At 60.5% G+C, this 18,522-nt stretch carries 15 protein-coding genes; 9 read left to right on the forward strand and 6 right to left on the reverse strand.

What is annotated here, in order from left to right:
* Positions 1-13 precede the first annotated feature (13 nt).
* The 3 genes from PSH97_RS04025 (at position 14) to PSH97_RS04035 (ending at position 4,055) form a co-directional block, all read left to right on the forward strand.
* Positions 14-1,381: an MFS transporter gene (locus PSH97_RS04025; protein WP_305448199.1), complete on the forward strand. Its 1,368-nt coding sequence runs from the start codon at positions 14-16 to the stop codon at positions 1,379-1,381.
* An 11-nt stretch (positions 1,382-1,392) separates the two neighbouring features.
* Positions 1,393-2,946, forward strand: coding sequence for a galactarate dehydratase (garD, locus tag PSH97_RS04030; RefSeq protein ID WP_305448200.1), 1,554 nt, complete (start codon positions 1,393-1,395; stop codon positions 2,944-2,946).
* Positions 2,947-3,113: 167 nt separating this feature from the next.
* Positions 3,114-4,055 carry an AEC family transporter gene (locus tag PSH97_RS04035; RefSeq protein WP_305448201.1) on the forward strand — a complete coding sequence of 314 codons (942 nt, stop codon included), beginning with the start codon at positions 3,114-3,116 and terminating at the stop codon, positions 4,053-4,055.
* A 72-nt stretch (positions 4,056-4,127) separates the two neighbouring features.
* Here the strand turns inward: PSH97_RS04035 and PSH97_RS04040 are convergent, their stop codons facing one another.
* The 6 genes from PSH97_RS04040 to gatC all read right to left on the reverse strand — a co-directional run bounded on the left by PSH97_RS04040 (position 4,128) and on the right by gatC (position 9,331).
* Positions 4,128-4,508: a carboxymuconolactone decarboxylase family protein gene (locus tag PSH97_RS04040; RefSeq protein WP_030128031.1), complete on the reverse strand. Its 381-nt coding sequence runs from the start codon at positions 4,506-4,508 to the stop codon at positions 4,128-4,130.
* Positions 4,505-5,566 (reverse strand): calcium/sodium antiporter, encoded by a 1,062-nt coding sequence (locus tag PSH97_RS04045; RefSeq protein ID WP_305448202.1) that lies wholly within the window; start codon positions 5,564-5,566, stop codon positions 4,505-4,507. The genes PSH97_RS04040 and PSH97_RS04045 overlap by 4 nt, the downstream gene beginning before the upstream one ends.
* A gap of 50 nt (positions 5,567-5,616) precedes the next feature.
* Positions 5,617-5,991 carry a septal ring lytic transglycosylase RlpA family protein gene (locus tag PSH97_RS04050; protein WP_123355900.1) on the reverse strand — a complete coding sequence of 125 codons (375 nt, stop codon included), beginning with the start codon at positions 5,989-5,991 and terminating at the stop codon, positions 5,617-5,619.
* 128 nt (positions 5,992-6,119) lie between these two features.
* Positions 6,120-7,565: an Asp-tRNA(Asn)/Glu-tRNA(Gln) amidotransferase subunit GatB gene (gene gatB / locus PSH97_RS04055; protein ID WP_305448203.1), complete on the reverse strand. Its 1,446-nt coding sequence runs from the start codon at positions 7,563-7,565 to the stop codon at positions 6,120-6,122.
* 10 nt (positions 7,566-7,575) lie between these two features.
* The gene (gene gatA, locus PSH97_RS04060; protein WP_305448204.1) at positions 7,576-9,027 is read right to left on the reverse strand and encodes an Asp-tRNA(Asn)/Glu-tRNA(Gln) amidotransferase subunit GatA; all 1,452 of its coding nucleotides are present in this window, start codon (positions 9,025-9,027) and stop codon (positions 7,576-7,578) included.
* Positions 9,028-9,043: 16 nt separating this feature from the next.
* Positions 9,044-9,331: an Asp-tRNA(Asn)/Glu-tRNA(Gln) amidotransferase subunit GatC gene (gene gatC / locus PSH97_RS04065; protein WP_007901429.1), complete on the reverse strand. Its 288-nt coding sequence runs from the start codon at positions 9,329-9,331 to the stop codon at positions 9,044-9,046.
* A 210-nt stretch (positions 9,332-9,541) separates the two neighbouring features.
* Between gatC and mreB the strand changes: the two genes are divergently transcribed.
* From mreB to PSH97_RS04095, 6 genes are all read left to right on the forward strand, one after another.
* A complete protein-coding gene (gene mreB, locus PSH97_RS04070; RefSeq protein ID WP_002555108.1) occupies positions 9,542-10,579 on the forward strand; it encodes a rod shape-determining protein MreB in 1,038 nt (345 codons plus the stop codon).
* A gap of 190 nt (positions 10,580-10,769) precedes the next feature.
* Positions 10,770-11,858, forward strand: a complete 1,089-nt coding sequence (gene mreC / locus PSH97_RS04075; protein WP_407682181.1) for a rod shape-determining protein MreC — start codon at positions 10,770-10,772, stop codon at positions 11,856-11,858.
* Entirely contained in the window at positions 11,858-12,349 is a 492-nt protein-coding gene (gene mreD, locus PSH97_RS04080; protein WP_305448206.1) for a rod shape-determining protein MreD, read from the forward strand. The genes mreC and mreD overlap by 1 nt, the downstream gene beginning before the upstream one ends.
* Before the next feature lie 90 nt (positions 12,350-12,439).
* On the forward strand, positions 12,440-13,036 hold the full coding sequence (locus PSH97_RS04085; protein WP_305448207.1) for a Maf family protein: 597 nt from the start codon (positions 12,440-12,442) through the stop codon (positions 13,034-13,036).
* Between the two features lie 57 nt (positions 13,037-13,093).
* Positions 13,094-14,551, forward strand: coding sequence for a ribonuclease G (gene rng, locus PSH97_RS04090; RefSeq protein ID WP_008008603.1), 1,458 nt, complete (start codon positions 13,094-13,096; stop codon positions 14,549-14,551).
* Between the two features lie 75 nt (positions 14,552-14,626).
* A complete protein-coding gene (locus tag PSH97_RS04095; protein ID WP_305448208.1) occupies positions 14,627-18,430 on the forward strand; it encodes a YhdP family protein in 3,804 nt (1,267 codons plus the stop codon).
* Positions 18,431-18,522 lie beyond the last annotated feature (92 nt).

Genomic DNA, 18,522 nt, shown 5'->3' on the forward strand with positions numbered 1-18,522 from the left:
GAGTACATCTACAATGCAATCGACCAAGCCGACTCACGTCCGCTATTTGATCCTGCTCATGCTGTTTCTGGTGACCACGATCAACTACGCCGATCGGGCCACCATCGCAATCGCCGGCTCCAGCCTGCAAAAAGACCTCGGCATCGACGCGGTCACCCTCGGTTATATCTTTTCCGCATTCGGTTGGGCCTATGTGGCCGGGCAAATTCCCGGTGGCTGGCTGCTGGACCGTTTCGGTTCGAAAAAAATCTACGCCCTGAGCATTTTCACCTGGTCGCTGTTCACCGTGCTGCAAGGCTATGTCGGTGAATTCGGGCTTTCCACCGCCGTCGTCGCGCTGTTCATGCTGCGCTTTTTGGTGGGCCTGGCCGAAGCGCCATCCTTCCCCGGCAACGCACGTATCGTGGCGGCCTGGTTCCCGACCGCTGAGCGCGGTACAGCGTCTGCGATCTTCAACTCGGCGCAATACTTCGCCACGGTGTTGTTCGCGCCGCTGATGGGCTGGATCGTCTATAGCTTTGGCTGGCAGCACGTGTTCATCGTCATGGGCGTGATCGGTATTGTCTTCTCGGGGATCTGGCTGAAGGTGATCTACAGCCCGCGCCAACACCCGATGATCAACGACGCCGAGTTCAAACACATCGCCGACAACGGCGGCATGGTCGACATGGACCAGGACAAAGGCAAAGGCAAAAAAGGCGACGGTCCGAAGTGGGACTACATCCGCCAACTGCTCACCAACCGCATGATGCTCGGCGTGTATCTGGGCCAGTATTGCATCAACGGCATCACTTACTTCTTCCTCACCTGGTTCCCGGTGTACCTGGTGCAGGAGCGCGGCATGACCATCCTCAAGGCCGGTTTCATTGCCTCGCTGCCGGCGATCTGCGGGTTTATCGGTGGTGTGCTTGGCGGGGTGATTTCCGATTACCTGCTACGCAAAGGTCACTCGCTGACGTTCGCCCGCAAGGCGCCGATCATCGCTGGCTTGCTGGTTTCCAGTAGCATCGTGGCTTGCAACTATGTGGACGTGGAATGGATGGTCGTCGGCTTCATGGCCCTGGCGTTCTTCGGCAAAGGTGTGGGTGCGTTGGGCTGGGCGGTGGTGTCCGACACCTCGCCGAAACAGATCGCCGGTCTCAGCGGTGGCCTGTTCAACACCTTCGGCAACATCGCGTCGATCACCACGCCGATTGTCATCGGTTACATCATCAGCTCCACCGGCTCGTTCAAATGGGCGCTGGTGTTCGTCGGTTGCAACGCGCTGGTGGCGGTATTCAGCTACCTGGTGATCGTTGGCCCGATCAAACGAGTGGTACTCAAAGAGCCGCCGGTCAGCGGTCCTGAAACCAACAATAAGTTATCTGAAGCGCATTCCTGAGGAGCGGCGTCATGCAGTTGATTGAACATTCCGACTCGCCGCGCTACATCCGCCTGCACGAGCGGGACAATGTGGTGATCGTGGTCAACGATCAGGGCGTGCCGGCCGGCACGGAATTCCCCGATGGCCTGGTCACGGTGGATTTCGTGCCGCAGAGCCACAAGGTCACTCTCGAGGACATTCCCGAGGGCGGTCAGGTGATTCGGTACGGCCAGACGATCGGCTACGCGTTGCAGCCGATCCCGCGCGGCAGCTGGGTCAAGGAAGATCAACTGCGCATGCCTACCGCGCCACCGCTGGACAGCCTGCCGCTGTCCACCGAAGTGCCGGCGGCGCAGGCACCGCTGGAAGGCTTCACCTTCGAGGGCTATCGCAACGCCGACGGCACCGTCGGCACGCGCAACATTCTCGGCATCACCACCACCGTGCAGTGCGTCACCGGCGTGCTGGATCACGCGGTAAAACGCATCAAGGACGAATTGCTGCCCAAGTACCCGAACGTCGACGATGTGGTGGCGCTGACCCACAGTTACGGCTGCGGCGTGGCGATCACCGCCACCGACGCCTACATCCCGATCCGCACCGTGCGCAATCTGGCGCGCAACCCGAACCTGGGTGGCGAAGCGCTGGTGATCAGCCTGGGCTGCGAGAAATTGCAGGCCGGGCAGGTGATGCACGAGAACGACAGTTCGGTGGATTTGAGCGAACCGTGGTTGTATCGCTTGCAGGATTCCAGTCATGGTTTTACCGAGATGATCGAGCAGATCATGGTGCTGGCCGAGACTCGTTTGAAGAAGCTCAATCTGCGTCGTCGGGAAACCGTGCCGGCGTCCGAACTGATCCTCGGCATGCAGTGCGGCGGCAGCGATGCGTTCTCTGGCATCACTGCCAACCCGGCACTAGGCTATGCCTCGGACCTGTTGCTGCGGGCCGGTGCGACGGTGATGTTTTCCGAAGTCACCGAGGTGCGCGACGCGATTTACCTGCTGACGTCCCGCGCCGAAACCGAGGAAGTGGCTCAGGAACTGGTGCGGGAAATGGACTGGTACGACCGTTACCTGGCCAAGGGCGAAGCGGATCGCAGTGCCAACACCACGCCGGGGAACAAGAAGGGCGGGTTGTCGAATATTGTCGAGAAGTCTCTGGGCTCGATCGTCAAATCGGGTAGCAGCGCGATCAATGGGGTGCTCGGCCCTGGCGAGCGATTCAAGCGCAAAGGGCTGATTTTCTGCGCGACCCCGGCCAGTGATTTTGTCTGCGGGACGTTGCAGTTGGCAGCGGGGATGAACCTGCATGTGTTCACCACCGGGCGGGGTACGCCTTATGGGTTGGCGATGGCGCCGGTGGTGAAGGTGTCGACCCGCACAGAACTGGCGCAACGCTGGCCGGATTTGATTGATATCGATGCCGGGCGGATTGCTACCGGGCGAGCTTCGATCGAGGACCTCGGCTGGGAGTTGTTCCACTACTACCTTGATGTGGCCAGCGGCAAGAAACAGACGTGGGCGGAGCAGCATAAGCTGCATAACGACATTACCTTGTTCAACCCTGCACCTATCACGTAATGATCGTTCCCACGCGCAGCAAAGGAATGCAGCCCGGGACGCTCTGCGTCCCAAAAGCGTGACGCAGAGCGTCACAAGAGGCATTCCCACGCAGAGCGTGGGAACGATCCGGGTGAAAGTGGCTTATCATTAGCCCCCTAACGACGCCCACCCAAGGTTCTCCCGGCATGCTGGCTATATTCCTCGAAACCCTGAACATCACCGCGCCGGTGTTTGCCATGCTGTTTCTGGGGGCGCTGCTCAAGCGCATCGACTGGATCAACGACAACTTCATTCATACCGCGTCGGCCCTGGTGTTCAACGTCACCATGCCGGCGTTGCTGTTTCTGGGCATCTTGCATGCCGACCTGCACGCCGCACTGCAACCGGCGCTGCTGATCTACTTCTCGGTCGCGACGCTGGCGTGCTTTGCGATTGCCTGGGGCTGGGCGATCTGGAAATGCCCGCGGGAAGACCGAGGCATCTATACCCAAGGCGCTTTCCGTGGCAACAACGGCGTTATCGGTCTGGCCCTGGCGGCGAGTATGTACGGCGACTACGGGATTTCCCTCGGGGCCATTCTCGCAGCGTTGGTGATCCTGTTTTACAACACGCTTTCGACCATCGTGCTGGCGGTCTACAGCCCGGTGATCAAGTCTGACCCGTGGAGTATCTGCAAAAGCGTGATGGTCAACCCGTTGATCATCAGCGTGTTTGCGGCGGCGCCGTTTGCGTATTTCAAGATCGGTTTGCCGGGGTGGCTGGAGATGTCCGGCCAGTACCTGGCACAAACCACTTTGCCATTGGCATTGATCTGCATCGGTGGCACGTTGTCGCTGGCGGCGATGCGCAAAAGCGGCACGATGGCGCTGAGTTCCAGCTTGGTGAAGATGATCGGCCTACCGGTGCTGGCGACACTCGGTGCCTGGCTCTGGGGGTTTCGCGGGGCGGAGTTGGGGATTTTGTTTCTGTACTTCGGCAGCCCGACTGCCGCGGCCAGTTTTGTCATGGCCCGAGCGGCCAATGGCAACCATGAACTGGCGGCGGCGATCATTGTGATTACCACGCTGATGGCGGCGGTCACCACCAACGTCGGGATCTTTTTGTTGCAGTGGGGTGGGTGGATTTAGCCGAAGGTTTTGCGGTGTTCTTCAGGGCCTGCTCGCGATAGCAATCTCTCTAACACCACAAACACCAGCCTGTTACTCCGGCTTCTGATAGGTATCAATCACTTCCTGCGCCGCCCGAAACGCATCGATCGCCGCCGGCACACCGGCATACACCGCGCAATGCAGCAGCGCCTCGCGAATCTCTTCCACGGTGCAGCCGTTGTTCAGTGCACCGCGCACATGGCCTTTCAATTCTTGTGGGCACTTCAACGCGGTCAGCGCGGCAAGGGTGATCAGGCTGCGGGTTTTCAGCGGCAGGCCTTCACGATTCCACACTCCGCCCCAGGCGTGTTCATTGACGAAGTCCTGCAACGGTTGGGTGAACTCGGTGGCATTGCCCAAGGCGCGGTCGACGAAAGCGTCGCCCATCACTTGGCGGCGGACTTCAACCCCAGGCTTTTTGTCAGTGCTCATGGCAATTCCCTCTTATGGTGTTGGCGACGCCAGGCGCGCAGCGATGTGAATAGCAAGAACGCCCCCAGCGCCGGCAGGACGAAAAGCAGCATCAGGTGTTCAAGCTTGCCGGCCAGCGGCATGCCGGTGGTGAACGACACCACGTGCAGCCCATAGGCCAGGTACAAACCCAAAAACAGCAGGCCTTCGGCGCGCGTGACCCGGTAGCCGGAATAGAACACCGGCAGGCACAGCACTGCGACACCGAGCATCACCGGCAGGTCGAAATCCAGGGCGTTCGGCGAGACCGACAGCGGCGACGGCGCGATCAATGCGGTAAGACCGAGCACGCCCAAGAGGTTGAGCAGGTTGCTGCCGATCACGTTGCCCACCGCGATGTCCCGCTGACCGCGCAACGCAGCGATCAACGAAGTGGCCAGCTCCGGCAGGGAGGTGCTGACGGCGACGATGGTCAGGCCGATGATCCGCTCCGACAACCCCAGGTCGGTCGCGACAGCCACCGCGGCGCCGAGCAGCAAATGCCCGGCGAACACCAGCATCGCCAGCCCGGCGACGATCATCAGCAAGCTGCTGAACCACGGTGCCGGCGGTGCCTCATGAGCCCCCGATGCTGGACGAGCCGAGTGCCGCGACTGACGCAGTATCAAGCCCAGATACAGCACCAGCGCGCCCAGCAGAATAATGCCGTCTGTGCGGTTCAGCTCTTCGTTCCATGCTAGTACGAACACCAGCAGGCTGGCGCCGATCATCAGCGGAATATCCAGGCGCACCAATTGCCGCGAAACCCGCAGCGGAATTATCAGCGCCGAAAGCCCGAGGGTGACAAGGATGTTGAAGATGCTGCTGCCGATCACGCTGCCGACGGCGATGTCGGCGTTTTGCGCCAGGGTGGCTTGCAGGCTGACCGCCATCTGCGGTGCGCTGCTGCCGAGGGCCACGATGGTCAGGCCGATGATCAGCGGCCGCACATGCAGCCGCGCGGCCAGGCGCACGGCCGCGCGCACCATCAGTTCGGCGCCGGCGATCAGTAAAAACAGGCCGCTGAACAATTCAATCACGCTGATCAGGGGTAAATCGGCAAGTCCGAAAATAGTCAGCGCTCCGTCTATCAATCGTCGAGGGCTTGCACGCGAACTTTCGCGGTGCCACTGCGCAGCATGCCCAACTGTTCGGCCGCTTCACGTGACACGTCGATCAGGCGCCCACGGGAGTATGGCCCGCGGTCGTTGACGCGCACCACGCAGGACCTGTCGTTATTCAGGTTGGTAATCTTCACCCGGGTGCCGAACGGCAACTGGCGATGGGCGGCGGTCAGGCCGTGCTGGTTGAAACGCTCGCCGCTGGCGGTGCGTTTGCCATGGTGTTTGGCGCCGTAATACGAAGCTACGCCGGTCTTGTCGTAGCCGTGTGGATCGATGGTATCCGTACTGGCACAACCGGCCAGCAGAGAGAGCAGGGCGCAGGCACTGAGCAGACGTTTCATTAGGGTGACCCCATGATCGTTCCCACGCTCCGCGTGGGAATGCAGCCCGTGACGCTCCGCGTCACAAAAGCGGACGCAGAGCGTCCAATGAGGCGTTCCCACGCAGAGCGTGGGAACGATCACTGTGGTTAGCCTTCGAGCTTGCTTTTAAGCAGTTCGTTGACCTGTTGCGGGTTGGCCTTGCCTTTGGAGGCTTTCATGGCCTGGCCGACGAAGAAGCCGAACATCTTGCCGCGTTTGGCTTCGTCTGCCGCGCGGTACTGTTCGACCTGCTCGGCGTTGGCCGCGAGCATTTCGTCCAGCACCGCCGAGATCGCGCCGGTGTCGGTCACTTGCTTGAGGCCGCGCTTGTCGATGATCTCGTCCGCGCTGCCTTCGCCGTTGGCCATGGCTTCAAACACCACTTTGGCAATCTTGCCGGAGATGGTGTTGTCCTTGATGCGCAGCAGCATGCCGCCCAGTTGCTCGGCCGAAACCGGCGACTGGTCGATATCCAGGCCTTGCTTGTTCAACAGGCTGCCCAGTTCAACCATCACCCAGTTGGCCGCCAGTTTGGCGTCGCCGCCAATGCTCGCGACTTTCTCGAAGTAATCGGCTTGCTCGCGGCTGGTGGCCAGGACGCTGGCGTCGTAGACCGACAGGCCGAACTGCTCCTGGAAACGCTCGCGTTTCTGCGGTGGCAATTCCGGCAGGGTGGCGCGCACGTCGTTGAGGAACGAGTCCTCGATGACCACCGGCAGCAGGTCCGGATCGGGGAAGTAACGGTAGTCGTTGGCTTCCTCTTTACTGCGCATCGGACGGGTTTCGTCCTTGTTCGGGTCGTACAGGCGAGTCTGCTGGATCACCTTGCCGCCGTCTTCGATCAGTTCGATCTGACGCTGCACTTCGCTGTTGATTGCCTTCTCAATGAAGCGGAAGGAGTTGACGTTCTTGATCTCGCAACGCGTGCCGAATTCGACCTGGCCTTTAGGACGGATCGACACGTTGCAGTCACAACGCAGCGAACCTTCGGCCATGTTGCCGTCGCAGATGCCCAGGTAGCGCACCAGCGCGTGGATCGCCTTGACGTAAGCCACGGCTTCCTTGGCGCTGCGCATGTCCGGCTCGGAAACGATTTCCAGCAACGGCGTGCCGGCGCGGTTCAGGTCGATGCCGGTGGCACCGTTGAACTCTTCGTGAAGGCTTTTACCGGCGTCTTCTTCCAGGTGCGCGCGGGTAATACCGACGCGTTTGACCGTGCCATCTTCCAGGGCGATGTCCAGGTGGCCCTTGCCGACGATCGGCAATTCCATCTGGCTGATCTGATAACCCTTGGGCAGGTCCGGGTAGAAATAGTTTTTCCGGGCGAACACGTTGTGCTGACCGATCTCGGCATCGATGGCCAGACCGAACATCACCGCCATGCGCACCGCTTCCTGGTTCAGCACCGGCAATACGCCGGGCATGCCCAGGTCGACCAGGCTGGCCTGGGTGTTCGGCTCGGAACCGAAGGTGGTGGAACTACCGGAAAAGATTTTCGACCGGGTGGTGAGCTGGGTATGAATCTCCAGCCCGATCACGACTTCCCATTGCATGTGTTTCTCCTCAGAAGCCGGTTGGGGTGCGGGTGTGCCAGTCAGTGTTCTGCTGATACTGATGGGCAACGTTCAACAGGCGACCTTCCTGGAAATACGGGGCGAGCAATTGCACGCCGACCGGCAGGCCATCGACAAAACCTGCAGGCATGGACAAGCCCGGCAGACCGGCGAGGTTGGCGGTGATGGTGTAGACGTCTTCCAGGTACTCAGCGACCGGGTCGCTGTTCTTGGCGCCGAGCTTCCAGGCCGGGTTCGGCGTGGTTGGGCCGAGGATGATGTCGACCTCATTAAAGGCAGCCATGAAGTCGTTCTTGATCAGACGACGGATTTTCTGCGCCTTCAGGTAGTAGGCGTCGTAGTAGCCGGCCGACAGCGCGTAGGCACCGACCATGATCCGGCGCTGCACTTCCGGGCCGAAACCTTCACCACGGGAACGCTTGTACAGGTCTTCCAGGTTTTTCGGGTCTTCGCAGCGATAGCCGAAACGCACGCCGTCGAAACGCGACAGGTTGGAAGACGCTTCCGCCGGGGCGATCACGTAGTACGCAGGGATTGCGTGCTGCATGTTCGGCAGACTGATTTCCTTGACCACGGCGCCGAGCTTTTTCAGCTCTTCAACGCTGGCCATGACCAGATCGGCGATGCGTGGGTCCAGACCTGCGCTGAAGTATTCCTTCGGCACGCCGATGCGCAGGCCTTGCAGCGAACCGTTGAGGCCGGCGCTGTAATCAGGCACGGGCTCGTCGATGCTGGTGGAGTCCTGCGGGTCGAAACCGGCCATGCCTTGCAGCAGGATCGCGCAGTCTTCGGCGGTGCGGGCCAATGGGCCGCCCTGATCGAGGCTGGACGCGTAGGCGATCATGCCCCAGCGCGAAACGCGACCGTACGTCGGTTTCAGACCGGTGAGGTTGGTCAGCGCGGCGGGCTGACGAATCGAGCCGCCGGTGTCGGTGCCAGTCGCCGCTGGCAGCAGACGAGCGGCTACCGCAGCAGCCGAACCGCCAGACGAGCCGCCCGGAACGTATTCCAGGTTCCACGGGTTTTTCACCGGGCCGTAGTAACTCGACTCGTTGGCCGACCCCATGGCGAATTCGTCCATGTTGGTCTTGCCCAGGGTCACGGCCCCGGCAGCAGCCAGTTTGGCGACCACGGTGGCGTCGTACGGTGCTTTGAAGTTGTCGAGCATCTTCGAACCGCAGCTGGTGCGGATGCCCTGGGTGCAGAACAGGTCTTTGTGGGCGATCGGCGCGCCGAGCAGGGCGCCGCTCTCACCGTTGGCCCGACGAGCGTCAGCGGCTTTCGCCTGCTGGAGCGCCAGGTCTTCGGTGAGGCTGATGAAACTGTTGAGCTGCGGGTCGAGCTGGGCGATGCGCGCCAGCAGGACTTTGGTCAGCTCTTCGGAAGAAAACTTTTTATCGGCGAGTCCGCGGGCGATCTCGGCCAGAGTCAATTGATGCATTGCAGGCTCTTTCCCTTTAGTCGATGACTTTCGGAACCAGATACAGGCCGTTTTCGACCGCTGGTGCGATGGACTGATAGGCCTCGCGATGATTGGTTTCGGTCACGACGTCTGCACGCAGGCGCTGGCTCGCTTCCAATGGGTGGGCCAGCGGCTCGATACCGTCGGTATTGACCGCTTGCATTTCGTCGACCAGCCCGAGAATGCTGTTCAGGGCCGAAGTGATGTGTGGAAGATCGGCATCATTGAGGCCAAGGCAGGCCAAATGAGCGATTTTTTCCACGTCGGAGCGTTCAAGCGCCATGGGATTCTCCAGTGGAAAACAGAACGGACGGCGTCCGTGTGTTAGATTGTCGGAACACTACCGCATTTCTACGGTCTCAAGGCCGCGATTGTGGGGCTTGGTGCACAGAAAAGCGGCCAATTTAACATATTGGCGCCTTGCCCAAAATCCCTGTCGTTGTTAGAGTTTGCCGCACTTTTTTACCCACGCGTTGCCTAGGGTCCCTTTCCCATGTTCAAGAAACTGCGTGGCATGTTTTCCAGCGATCTTTCCATTGACCTGGGCACTGCCAACACCCTTATTTACGTGCGCGAGCGCGGTATCGTCCTGAATGAGCCCTCCGTTGTGGCTATTCGGACACACGGTAACCAGAAAAGTGTCGTTGCTGTCGGCACCGAGGCCAAGCGTATGCTCGGCCGTACGCCGGGCAATATTGCTGCCATTCGTCCGATGAAGGACGGTGTGATCGCCGACTTCAGCGTCTGCGAAAAAATGCTGCAGTACTTTATCAACAAGGTTCACGAAAACAGCTTTCTGCAGCCTAGCCCTCGTGTGCTGATCTGCGTTCCATGCAAATCCACCCAGGTTGAGCGTCGTGCCATCCGTGAATCGGCCCTCGGTGCCGGTGCCCGCGAAGTATTCCTGATCGAAGAGCCGATGGCTGCTGCAATCGGTGCTGGCCTGCCGGTTGAAGAAGCTCGCGGTTCGATGGTTGTCGATATCGGTGGCGGTACCACTGAAATCGCACTGATCTCCCTGAACGGTGTGGTTTACGCCGAATCCGTACGGGTTGGCGGCGATCGCTTCGACGAAGCGATCATCACCTACGTGCGTCGCAACTACGGCAGCCTGATCGGCGAATCCACCGCCGAGCGCATCAAACAGGAAATCGGTACGGCCTACCCGGGCGGCGAAGTTCGTGAAGTCGACGTTCGTGGCCGTAACCTGGCCGAAGGCGTTCCACGCGCATTCACCCTGAACTCCAATGAAGTGCTGGAAGCTCTGCAAGAGTCCCTGGCCACCATCGTTCAGGCTGTGAAAAGTGCGCTGGAGCAATCGCCTCCGGAGCTGGCGTCGGATATCGCCGAACGTGGCCTGGTACTGACCGGTGGTGGCGCTCTGCTGCGCGACCTCGACAAGTTGCTGGCCCAGGAAACCGGTCTGCCGGTGATCGTCGCCGAAGACCCGCTGACCTGCGTTGCTCGCGGCGGTGGCCGTGCATTGGAAATGATGGATAAACACACCATGGATCTGCTTTCCAGCGAATAAGTCGCCGGATCGCCTCTATGCTGTTGAGCGCGCAGGCAGCACTTTGCAGTGCTGCCTGTTGCGTTTATCTTCTGTCAGTCTGCATCCAGGCCGGTTTGATGCCGTATGAATAAAGAGAACATTTGCCTGGGAGGAGCGGCTTATTAAACCGCTTTTCACCAAAGGCCCCTCACTGGGCGTGCGCTTGTTGGTGCTGGCCGTGCTATCGGTCGCGCTGATGGTGGTCGATGCCCGCTTCACACTGCTCAAGCCAGTGCGTAGCCAAATGTCGCTGGTGCTGATGCAGTCTTACTGGATCACCGATCTGCCGCAGCGGCTATGGCAAGGTGTGGCCAGCCAATTCGGCAGCCGGACCGAACTGGTCGCCGAAAACGAAAAACTCAAAACCGAAAACCTGCTGTTGCAGGGGCGCATGCAAAAGCTGGCCGCCCTCACCGAGCAGAACGTTCGGCTGCGCGAGTTGCTCAACTCTTCCGCGCTGGTCAACGAAAAGGTCGAAGTGGCCGAGTTGATTGGCATGGACCCCAACCCCTTTACCCATCGCATCATCATCAATAAAGGTGAGCGCGACGGTGTGGTCCTCGGTCAGCCGGTGCTCGATGCCCGCGGCCTGATGGGTCAGGTGGTGGAGTTGATGCCGTACACCTCCCGCGTACTGTTGCTGACTGACACCACCCACAGCATTCCGGTGCAGGTGAACCGTAACGGTCTGCGGGCGATTGCCAGCGGCACCGGCAACCCGGAACGCCTTGAGCTGCGTCATGTGGCCGATACCGCCGACATTAAAGAAGGCGATTTGCTGGTCAGCTCCGGTCTCGGTCAGCGTTTCCCGGCGGGTTACCCGGTGGCGACGGTCAAGGAAGTGATTCACGATTCCGGTCAGCCATTTGCCATCGTCCGTGCGGTGCCGACCGCTGCGTTGAACCGCAGCCGTTATCTGTTGTTGGTATTCAGTGACGGACGCACACCTGAGGAGCGTGCCAACGACGCCGCCCAGGCTCAGGAAGCGCTGGACCAGCACGGCGGTGGGCCGATCATTCCGGCGACTGTGCCTAAACCGGCCGCGTCGGTGATACCGACCGCCGTTGCTGCTCCGGCGGCCCCGGCGGTTGCGCCTGCTGCCGCAACCCCGGCAAAACCTGCCGCTGCCCATGCTGCCAGCAAGCCACCCGCGTCGGCTCCCGCCGCCGCCAAACCACCGGCGGCCCAACCCGCTGCCGTGAAACCGGCTGCCAAACCGCCTGTCTCTGCGCCGGCTACCACTGGGGGGAGAGAATAATGGGCGGTACTACTTCATCCCGAAACGACTGGATGGTCTGGCTGACCTTCGCCATCGGCCTGCTGCTCAGCGTTTCGCCGTTGCCGCAGTTCATGGAGATCCTGCGTCCTCTGTGGCTGGCCTTGCTGTTGGCCTTCTGGGCGTTGGCCCTGCCGCATAAAGTCGGCATGGTAACCGCCTGGTGCCTGGGGTTGGCCGAAGACGTGCTGTACGGCACGCTGCTGGGCCAGAACGCGTTGATCCTCACGCTCATTACGTTTCTGGTGTTGTCGCTGCAACAGCGCCTGCGCATGTTCCCGATGTGGCAGCAGAGCCTGGTGATCCTGGTGATCTTCGGCCTCGCCCAACTGGTTCAGTTATGGCTGAGCGCCCTGACCGGCAATCGTCAGCCGACCTTGGCGCTGGTGTTGCCGGCACTGGTCAGCGCGTTGCTCTGGCCATGGATCAGCTACGGTTTGCGCGGTTTGCGTCGACGCTACAAAATCAATTAATTCGGTCAGGCATGTGCCCGCACCGGTGCCCTGTCTCGCCAAAAAGGAACAGTATTTGTGAGACAGGGCGCCAAGCAGGGAGATGTCTTGATGAAGCAGCTGTACCTCGCCTCAGGCTCGCCGCGTCGGCGTGAACTGCTCACGCAGATCGGCGTGTCGTTCTCCGTCATCAGCGCGGACATCGATGAAACCCCTTTACCTGAAGAATCCCCATCGGCCTATGTCGAGCGTCTGGCGCGCGGCAAAGCCGAAGCCGGGCACAGGACCGTCGTGTCCGACGCGGATTTCTGCGTGCTGGGTGCCGACACCGCCGTGGTGCTGGACGGGAAAATTCTCGGCAAGCCGGTGGACGAAGCCGACGCATGCGCCATGCTTATGCTGCTGTCCGGATGTGAACATGAAGTGCTGACCGCGATTGCGGTGCGCGATGGCGAGCGCTGCGAGTCTTTGGTGGTGCGCAGCCTGGTGCGTTTTCGCCACATCGACCGCGACGAAGCGGCGGCCTACTGGGCCAGCGGCGAACCCCGGGACAAGGCCGGCGGTTACGGGATTCAAGGGTTGGGCGCGGTGTTCGTCGCCGGGCTCAATGGCAGCTATTCGGCGGTGGTCGGATTGCCGCTGTGCGAAACCTTCGAGTTACTCGGCCATTTCGGCATACCCTGTTGGCAAACCCTTAACGCGCGCTGAGCGTCGTACTGACAAGATGCGACCATTATCGTGAACATGCCTGAACGAGACCCTGCCATGAGTGAAGAGATCCTGATCAACATCACGCCGATGGAATCGCGCGTGGCAGTGGTCGAAAACGGTGTCCTGCAAGAGGTCCACGTCGAGCGCACGCAAAAGCGCGGGATCGTCGGCAACATCTATAAAGGCAAGGTCGTGCGGGTATTGCCGGGCATGCAGGCTGCCTTCGTCGATATCGGACTGGACCGCGCCGCGTTCATTCATGCCTCGGAAATTTCCCTGCGTGAAGGCCCGGCGGTGGAGAGCATCAGCGCGCTGGTTCATGAGGGTCAGAGCCTGGTGGTACAAGTCACCAAGGACCCGATCGGCTCCAAAGGCGCACGCCTGACCACGCAACTGTCGATTCCGTCGCGCTATCTGGTGTACATGCCGCGCACCGCCCACGTCGGCATTTCCCTGAAGATCGAGGACGAAGCCGAGCGTGAACGCCTCAAGCAAGTGGTCACCGACTGCGTGGCCAAAGAAGGCATCAAGGAAGCCGGCGGTTTTATTCTGCGTACCGCGGCCGAAGGGGCCGGGGCCGATGAAATCCTCATGGACATCCGCTACCTGCGCAGGCTCTGGGACCAGATCAACGAACAGATCAAGACCATCAGCGCGCCGAGTGTTATTTACGAAGACCTTGGCCTGGCGTTGCGCACCTTGCGTGACCTGGTGAGCCCGAAGATCGAGAAGATCCGCATCGACTCCCGGGAAACCTTCCAGAAAACCACGCAGTTCGTCGCCGAGCTGATGCCAGAAATCGCCGACCGCCTGGAGCATTACCCTGGCGAGCGGCCCATCTTCGACCTGTATGGCGTCGAAGACGAAATCCAGAAAGCCCTGGAACGCAAGGTGCCGCTCAAGTCCGGCGGCTATCTGGTGGTCGATCCGGCGGAAGCCATGAGCACCATCGACGTCAATACAGGTGCCTTTGTCGGTCATCGCAACCTCGAAGAAACCATCTTCAAGACCAACCTCGAAGCCGCCACCGCCATTGCCCGTCAGTTGCGTCTGCGTAACCTGGGCGGGATCATCATCATCGACTTCATCGACATGGAAGATGAAGAGCATCAGCGTCAGGTGCTACGCACGCTCGAGAAGCAACTGGAGCGCGATCACGCCAAGACCAACATCATCGGTATTACCGAGTTGGGCCTGGTGCAGATGACCCGCAAGCGCACCCGTGAAAGTCTTGAGCAAGTGCTGTGCGAACCGTGCAGCAGTTGCCAGGGGCGCGGCAAACTCAAAACCCCGGAAACCGTGTGCTACGAGATCTTTCGCGAAATCCTGCGTGAGGCCCGGGCCTATCAGGCCGAAGGCTATAGGGTGCTGGCGAATCAGAAAGTGGTCGACCGTTTGCTCGACGAAGAGTCGGGCAATGTCGCCGAGCTCGAAGGCTTTATCGGACGCACGATTCGGTTCCAGGTGGAAACCATGTATTCCCAGGAACAATACGACGTGGTGCTGCTCTGAATCGTTGTGTTTCAACCCCACTAGAACGGCTGGCCTCAGCTTTTTGCAGTATTTTTGCCATGGGAGCCAACTGACATGGACCGTCTGACACGCATTTTGGCCGCACTGACCCGCTGGGGGCTGGGCCTGTGTGCGTTGGTTTTGGTGCTGATGGCGCTGTTCGTCAGCCTCGGCCGGGAGCTGACGCCGCTGGTGGCCGAGTACCGTGCCGACGTCGAAGACAAAGCCAGCGATGCCTTGGGCATGCCCCTGCAGATCGGCAAGCTTGAAGGCAACTGGAGCGGTTTCGCCCCGGTTCTTTTGGCCCATGACGTGATGGTCGGCGCGGGCTCCAATGCCCTGCGCCTGGATCAGGTGCGCGCGGTGCCGGACCTCTGGGGCAGCCTGCTGGCGCGCGAAGTGCGCATCGCACACCTGGAACTCAACGGCCTGAAGATCAGCCTCAAGGAAGGCGAGGACGGTCATTGGGCGCTAGAGGGTTTGCCGGTGCAGCAGGACCAGCCGATGAACCCGGAGCAACTGCTCAATCGCATGCAGATGGTCCAGCAACTGTCGGTGCTCGACAGCCAGATCACCTTGCAGCCGTTGGGGGAGTCACCGCTGACCCTGACGTATGTCGGCCTGAATCTGAAAACCGGTCCATCCCGTCAGCGGCTCGATGCCCGTTTGACCCTGCCCGATGGCCAGCCGGTTGCGATGAGCCTGCGCACCCGTATCCACGCCAGTCAGTGGAAGGACGGTGAGGCTGAGGCCTACCTGAGCCTGCCGCAAAGCGATTGGTCGAAATGGTTGCCCGAGCGCCTGACCCAGCAGTGGAATTTCTCCGAGATCAAGGCCGGTGGCGAGTTCTGGATTAACTGGAGCAAGGGCACCGTGCAACGCGCCGCGATTCGTTTGAACGCGCCGCAACTCAAGGGCGCCTATGCCGAGCGCAAGCCGATCCAGATCAATAATCTGGCGCTGAACGGGTATTTCCAGCGCAGTTCCACAGGCGTCCTGGTGACCCTGGACTCTCTGGCCATGAGCCTGGGGGACAGCCGCTGGGAATCGAAACTGCAATTTCAACAAACTGCCGCGACCGATACGGTGCCAGAGCTCTTGCATCTGCAAGCCGACCGTCTCGATCTCACACCGCTCACTCCACTGCTGAACGCACTGGGCCCACTGCCCGAAGGGATCGCCACGGCGGTCGAGCGACTCAAGGTCACCGGGGTTTTACGCAACGTGCTGATCGACTTCCGCCCAGCCGCTACCGATGACAGTAAATTCAGCTTTGCCGCCAATCTGGAAAAGGTCGGCTTCGACGCCTATCGCGGTGCACCAGCGGTGCGAAATGTCAGCGGCAGCATCAGTGGCGACCTCGGGCAGGGCGAGCTGCGCATGGACAGCAAGGATTTCTCCCTGCACCTGGACCCGATTTTCGCCAAGCCATGGCAGTACATTCAGGCCAACGCCCGGTTGACCTGGAAACTCGACAAAGAAGGTTTCACCCTGATCGCACCGTACCTGAAGGTACTGGGCGAAGAGGGCAAAATTGCCGGCGACTTCCTGATCCGCCTGCATTTCGATCACACCCAGGAAGACTACATGGACCTGCGGGTCGGTCTGGTCGACGGCGACGGTCGCTACACCGCCAAGTACCTGCCGACGGTTCTCAGCCCGGGGCTGGACGAATGGCTGCGCACCGCGATTGTCAAAGGCGCGGTGGATGAAGGCTTCTTCCAGTACCAGGGTTCGCTGAACCACGGCGCCGCCGAAACGGCTCGCAGCATCAGCCTGTTTTTCAAGGTTCACGATGCCGAGCTGGCGTTTCAGCCGGGCTGGCCGCATGTCAGCAAGGTCAGCGGCGATGTGTTCATCGAAGACAGCGGTGTGCGGATTCTCGCGAGCAAGGGCCAATTGCTCGACACCCAGGTCAGTGACGTCTACGTCAATATTCCCCATGCGCCTGCCGGGCAGAGCCCTCATCTGTTCCTCGACGGCGCGTTCGCTGGCGGATTGGGCGATGGCCTGAAAATTCTGCAGGAAGCACCGATCGGCACCGCCGACACCTTCGCCGGGTGGGAAGGCGAGGGCGACCTGCAAGGCAAACTCAAACTCGATATTCCGCTGGTAAAAGGCGAGCAGCCAAAAATCCTCGTCGACTTCAAGACCGCCAAGGCCCGTTTGAAGCTCAGTGAGCCCACCCTGGAACTGACGCAACTCAAGGGCGATTTCCGTTTCGACAGCACCAAGGGACTGAGCGGGCAAAAAATCACGGCGCGCGTGTTCGACAAGCCGGTGACCGCACAAATATTCGCTGAAGGCAGCCCAGGCAAACTCAACACTCGGGTTAAGGCGACGAGTGAGGTCGAGGTTAAAAAACTCACTGAATGGCTGAATGTCACTCAGCCATTGCCGGTGACGGGGACGATCCCTTATCAGTTGCAACTGAACCTTGATGGTGCCGACAGTCAATTGATGGTCAGCTCCAATCTCAAAGGTGTGGCGGTGGATTTGCCGGCACCGTTCGGCATGGCGACCGATGTCGGGCGCGTTACCGTATTCCGTATGACCCTGCAAGGGCCCGAGCGGCGTTACTGGGCCACCTATGGTGAACTGGCAAATTTCACGTTTGCGGCACCGACCGGCAATTTCGCCGACGGTCGCGGCGAGTTGTTTCTCGGTGGCGGCAGTGCGGTGTTGCCTGGCGCCAAAGGTTTGCGTGTGCGTGGGGTACTGTCCGAGCTGGATGTCGCCCCCTGGCAGGATCTGGTGACCAAATATGCTGGCCAGGATCCAGGCGGCAGTGCCAAGCAGTTGCTCAGTGGCGCGGACTTGAAGATTGGCAAGCTCAGCGGTTTTGGCACTACCCTGGATCAGGCATCGGTGCAGTTGGCACGCAAACCGGCCGCGTGGGCCTTGCAACTCGATAGTCAGCAGGCCAAGGGCAGCGTCGCAATTCCCGATGCGAAAGCCGCACCGATTGCGGTCAATCTGCAATACGTACGTTTGCCGGCACGAGACCCTACGGCGCTGGCTGACGAGAATTCGCCGGATCCGCTGGCCACGGTGGACCCGACGAAGATCCCGGCGCTGGATGTCACCATCAATCAGCTGTTCCAGGGGCCGGATCTGGTGGGTGCCTGGCACCTGAAAGTTCGACCGACCGCCAAGGGTATCGCCTTCAATGCCCTTGATCTGGGCCTCAAGGGCATTCTCTTGCGGGGCAGCGGTGGCTGGGAAGGCACACCGGGTAATTCCAGCAGTTGGTACAAGGGCCGAGTCAGTGGCAGGAACCTTGCCGACGTGCTCAAGGGCTGGGGTTTTGCGCCGAGCGTTACCAGCCAGGAATTTCATATGGATGTCGACGGTCGCTGGCCTGGTTCACCGGCGTGGCTGGCGACCAAGCGCTTCTCCGGCAGCCTTGATGCCTCTCTCAATAAAGGTCAGTTCGTTGAAGTCGAGGGCGGCGCGCAGGCGCTGCGGGTATTTGGCCTGCTCAACTTCAACTCCATCGGCCGCCGCTTGCGCCTGGACTTTTCCGACCTGTTCGGCAAAGGCTTGAGCTATGACCGGGTCAAAGGCTTGCTGGTCGCCAGTAACGGGGTCTACGTGACCCGTGAACCCATTCTGCTGACCGGTCCGTCGAGCAATGTGGAGCTTAACGGCACGCTGGACCTGGTGGCTGATCAGGTCGATGCCAAGTTGTTGGTGACTTTACCGGTGACCAACAATCTGCCGATTGCCGCGCTGATCGTCGGTGCACCGGCCGTCGGCGGGGCGCTGTTCCTGATTGATAAGCTGATCGGTGACCGCGTGGCGCGCTTTGCCAGCGTCAAATACACCGTCAAAGGGCCATGGAAAGAACCGAAAATCACCTTCGACAAGCCTTTTTGAATTCTTTTGAAAAAGCACTCTTTGGGCCTATGGAGTAGCATGTTTTCATGCGACGCCGCTTGCCCCTGTAGGAGCTGCCGCAGGCTGCGATC

This window comes from Pseudomonas cucumis, assembly GCF_030687935.1.
Lineage (GTDB): Bacteria > Pseudomonadota > Gammaproteobacteria > Pseudomonadales > Pseudomonadaceae > Aquipseudomonas > Aquipseudomonas cucumis.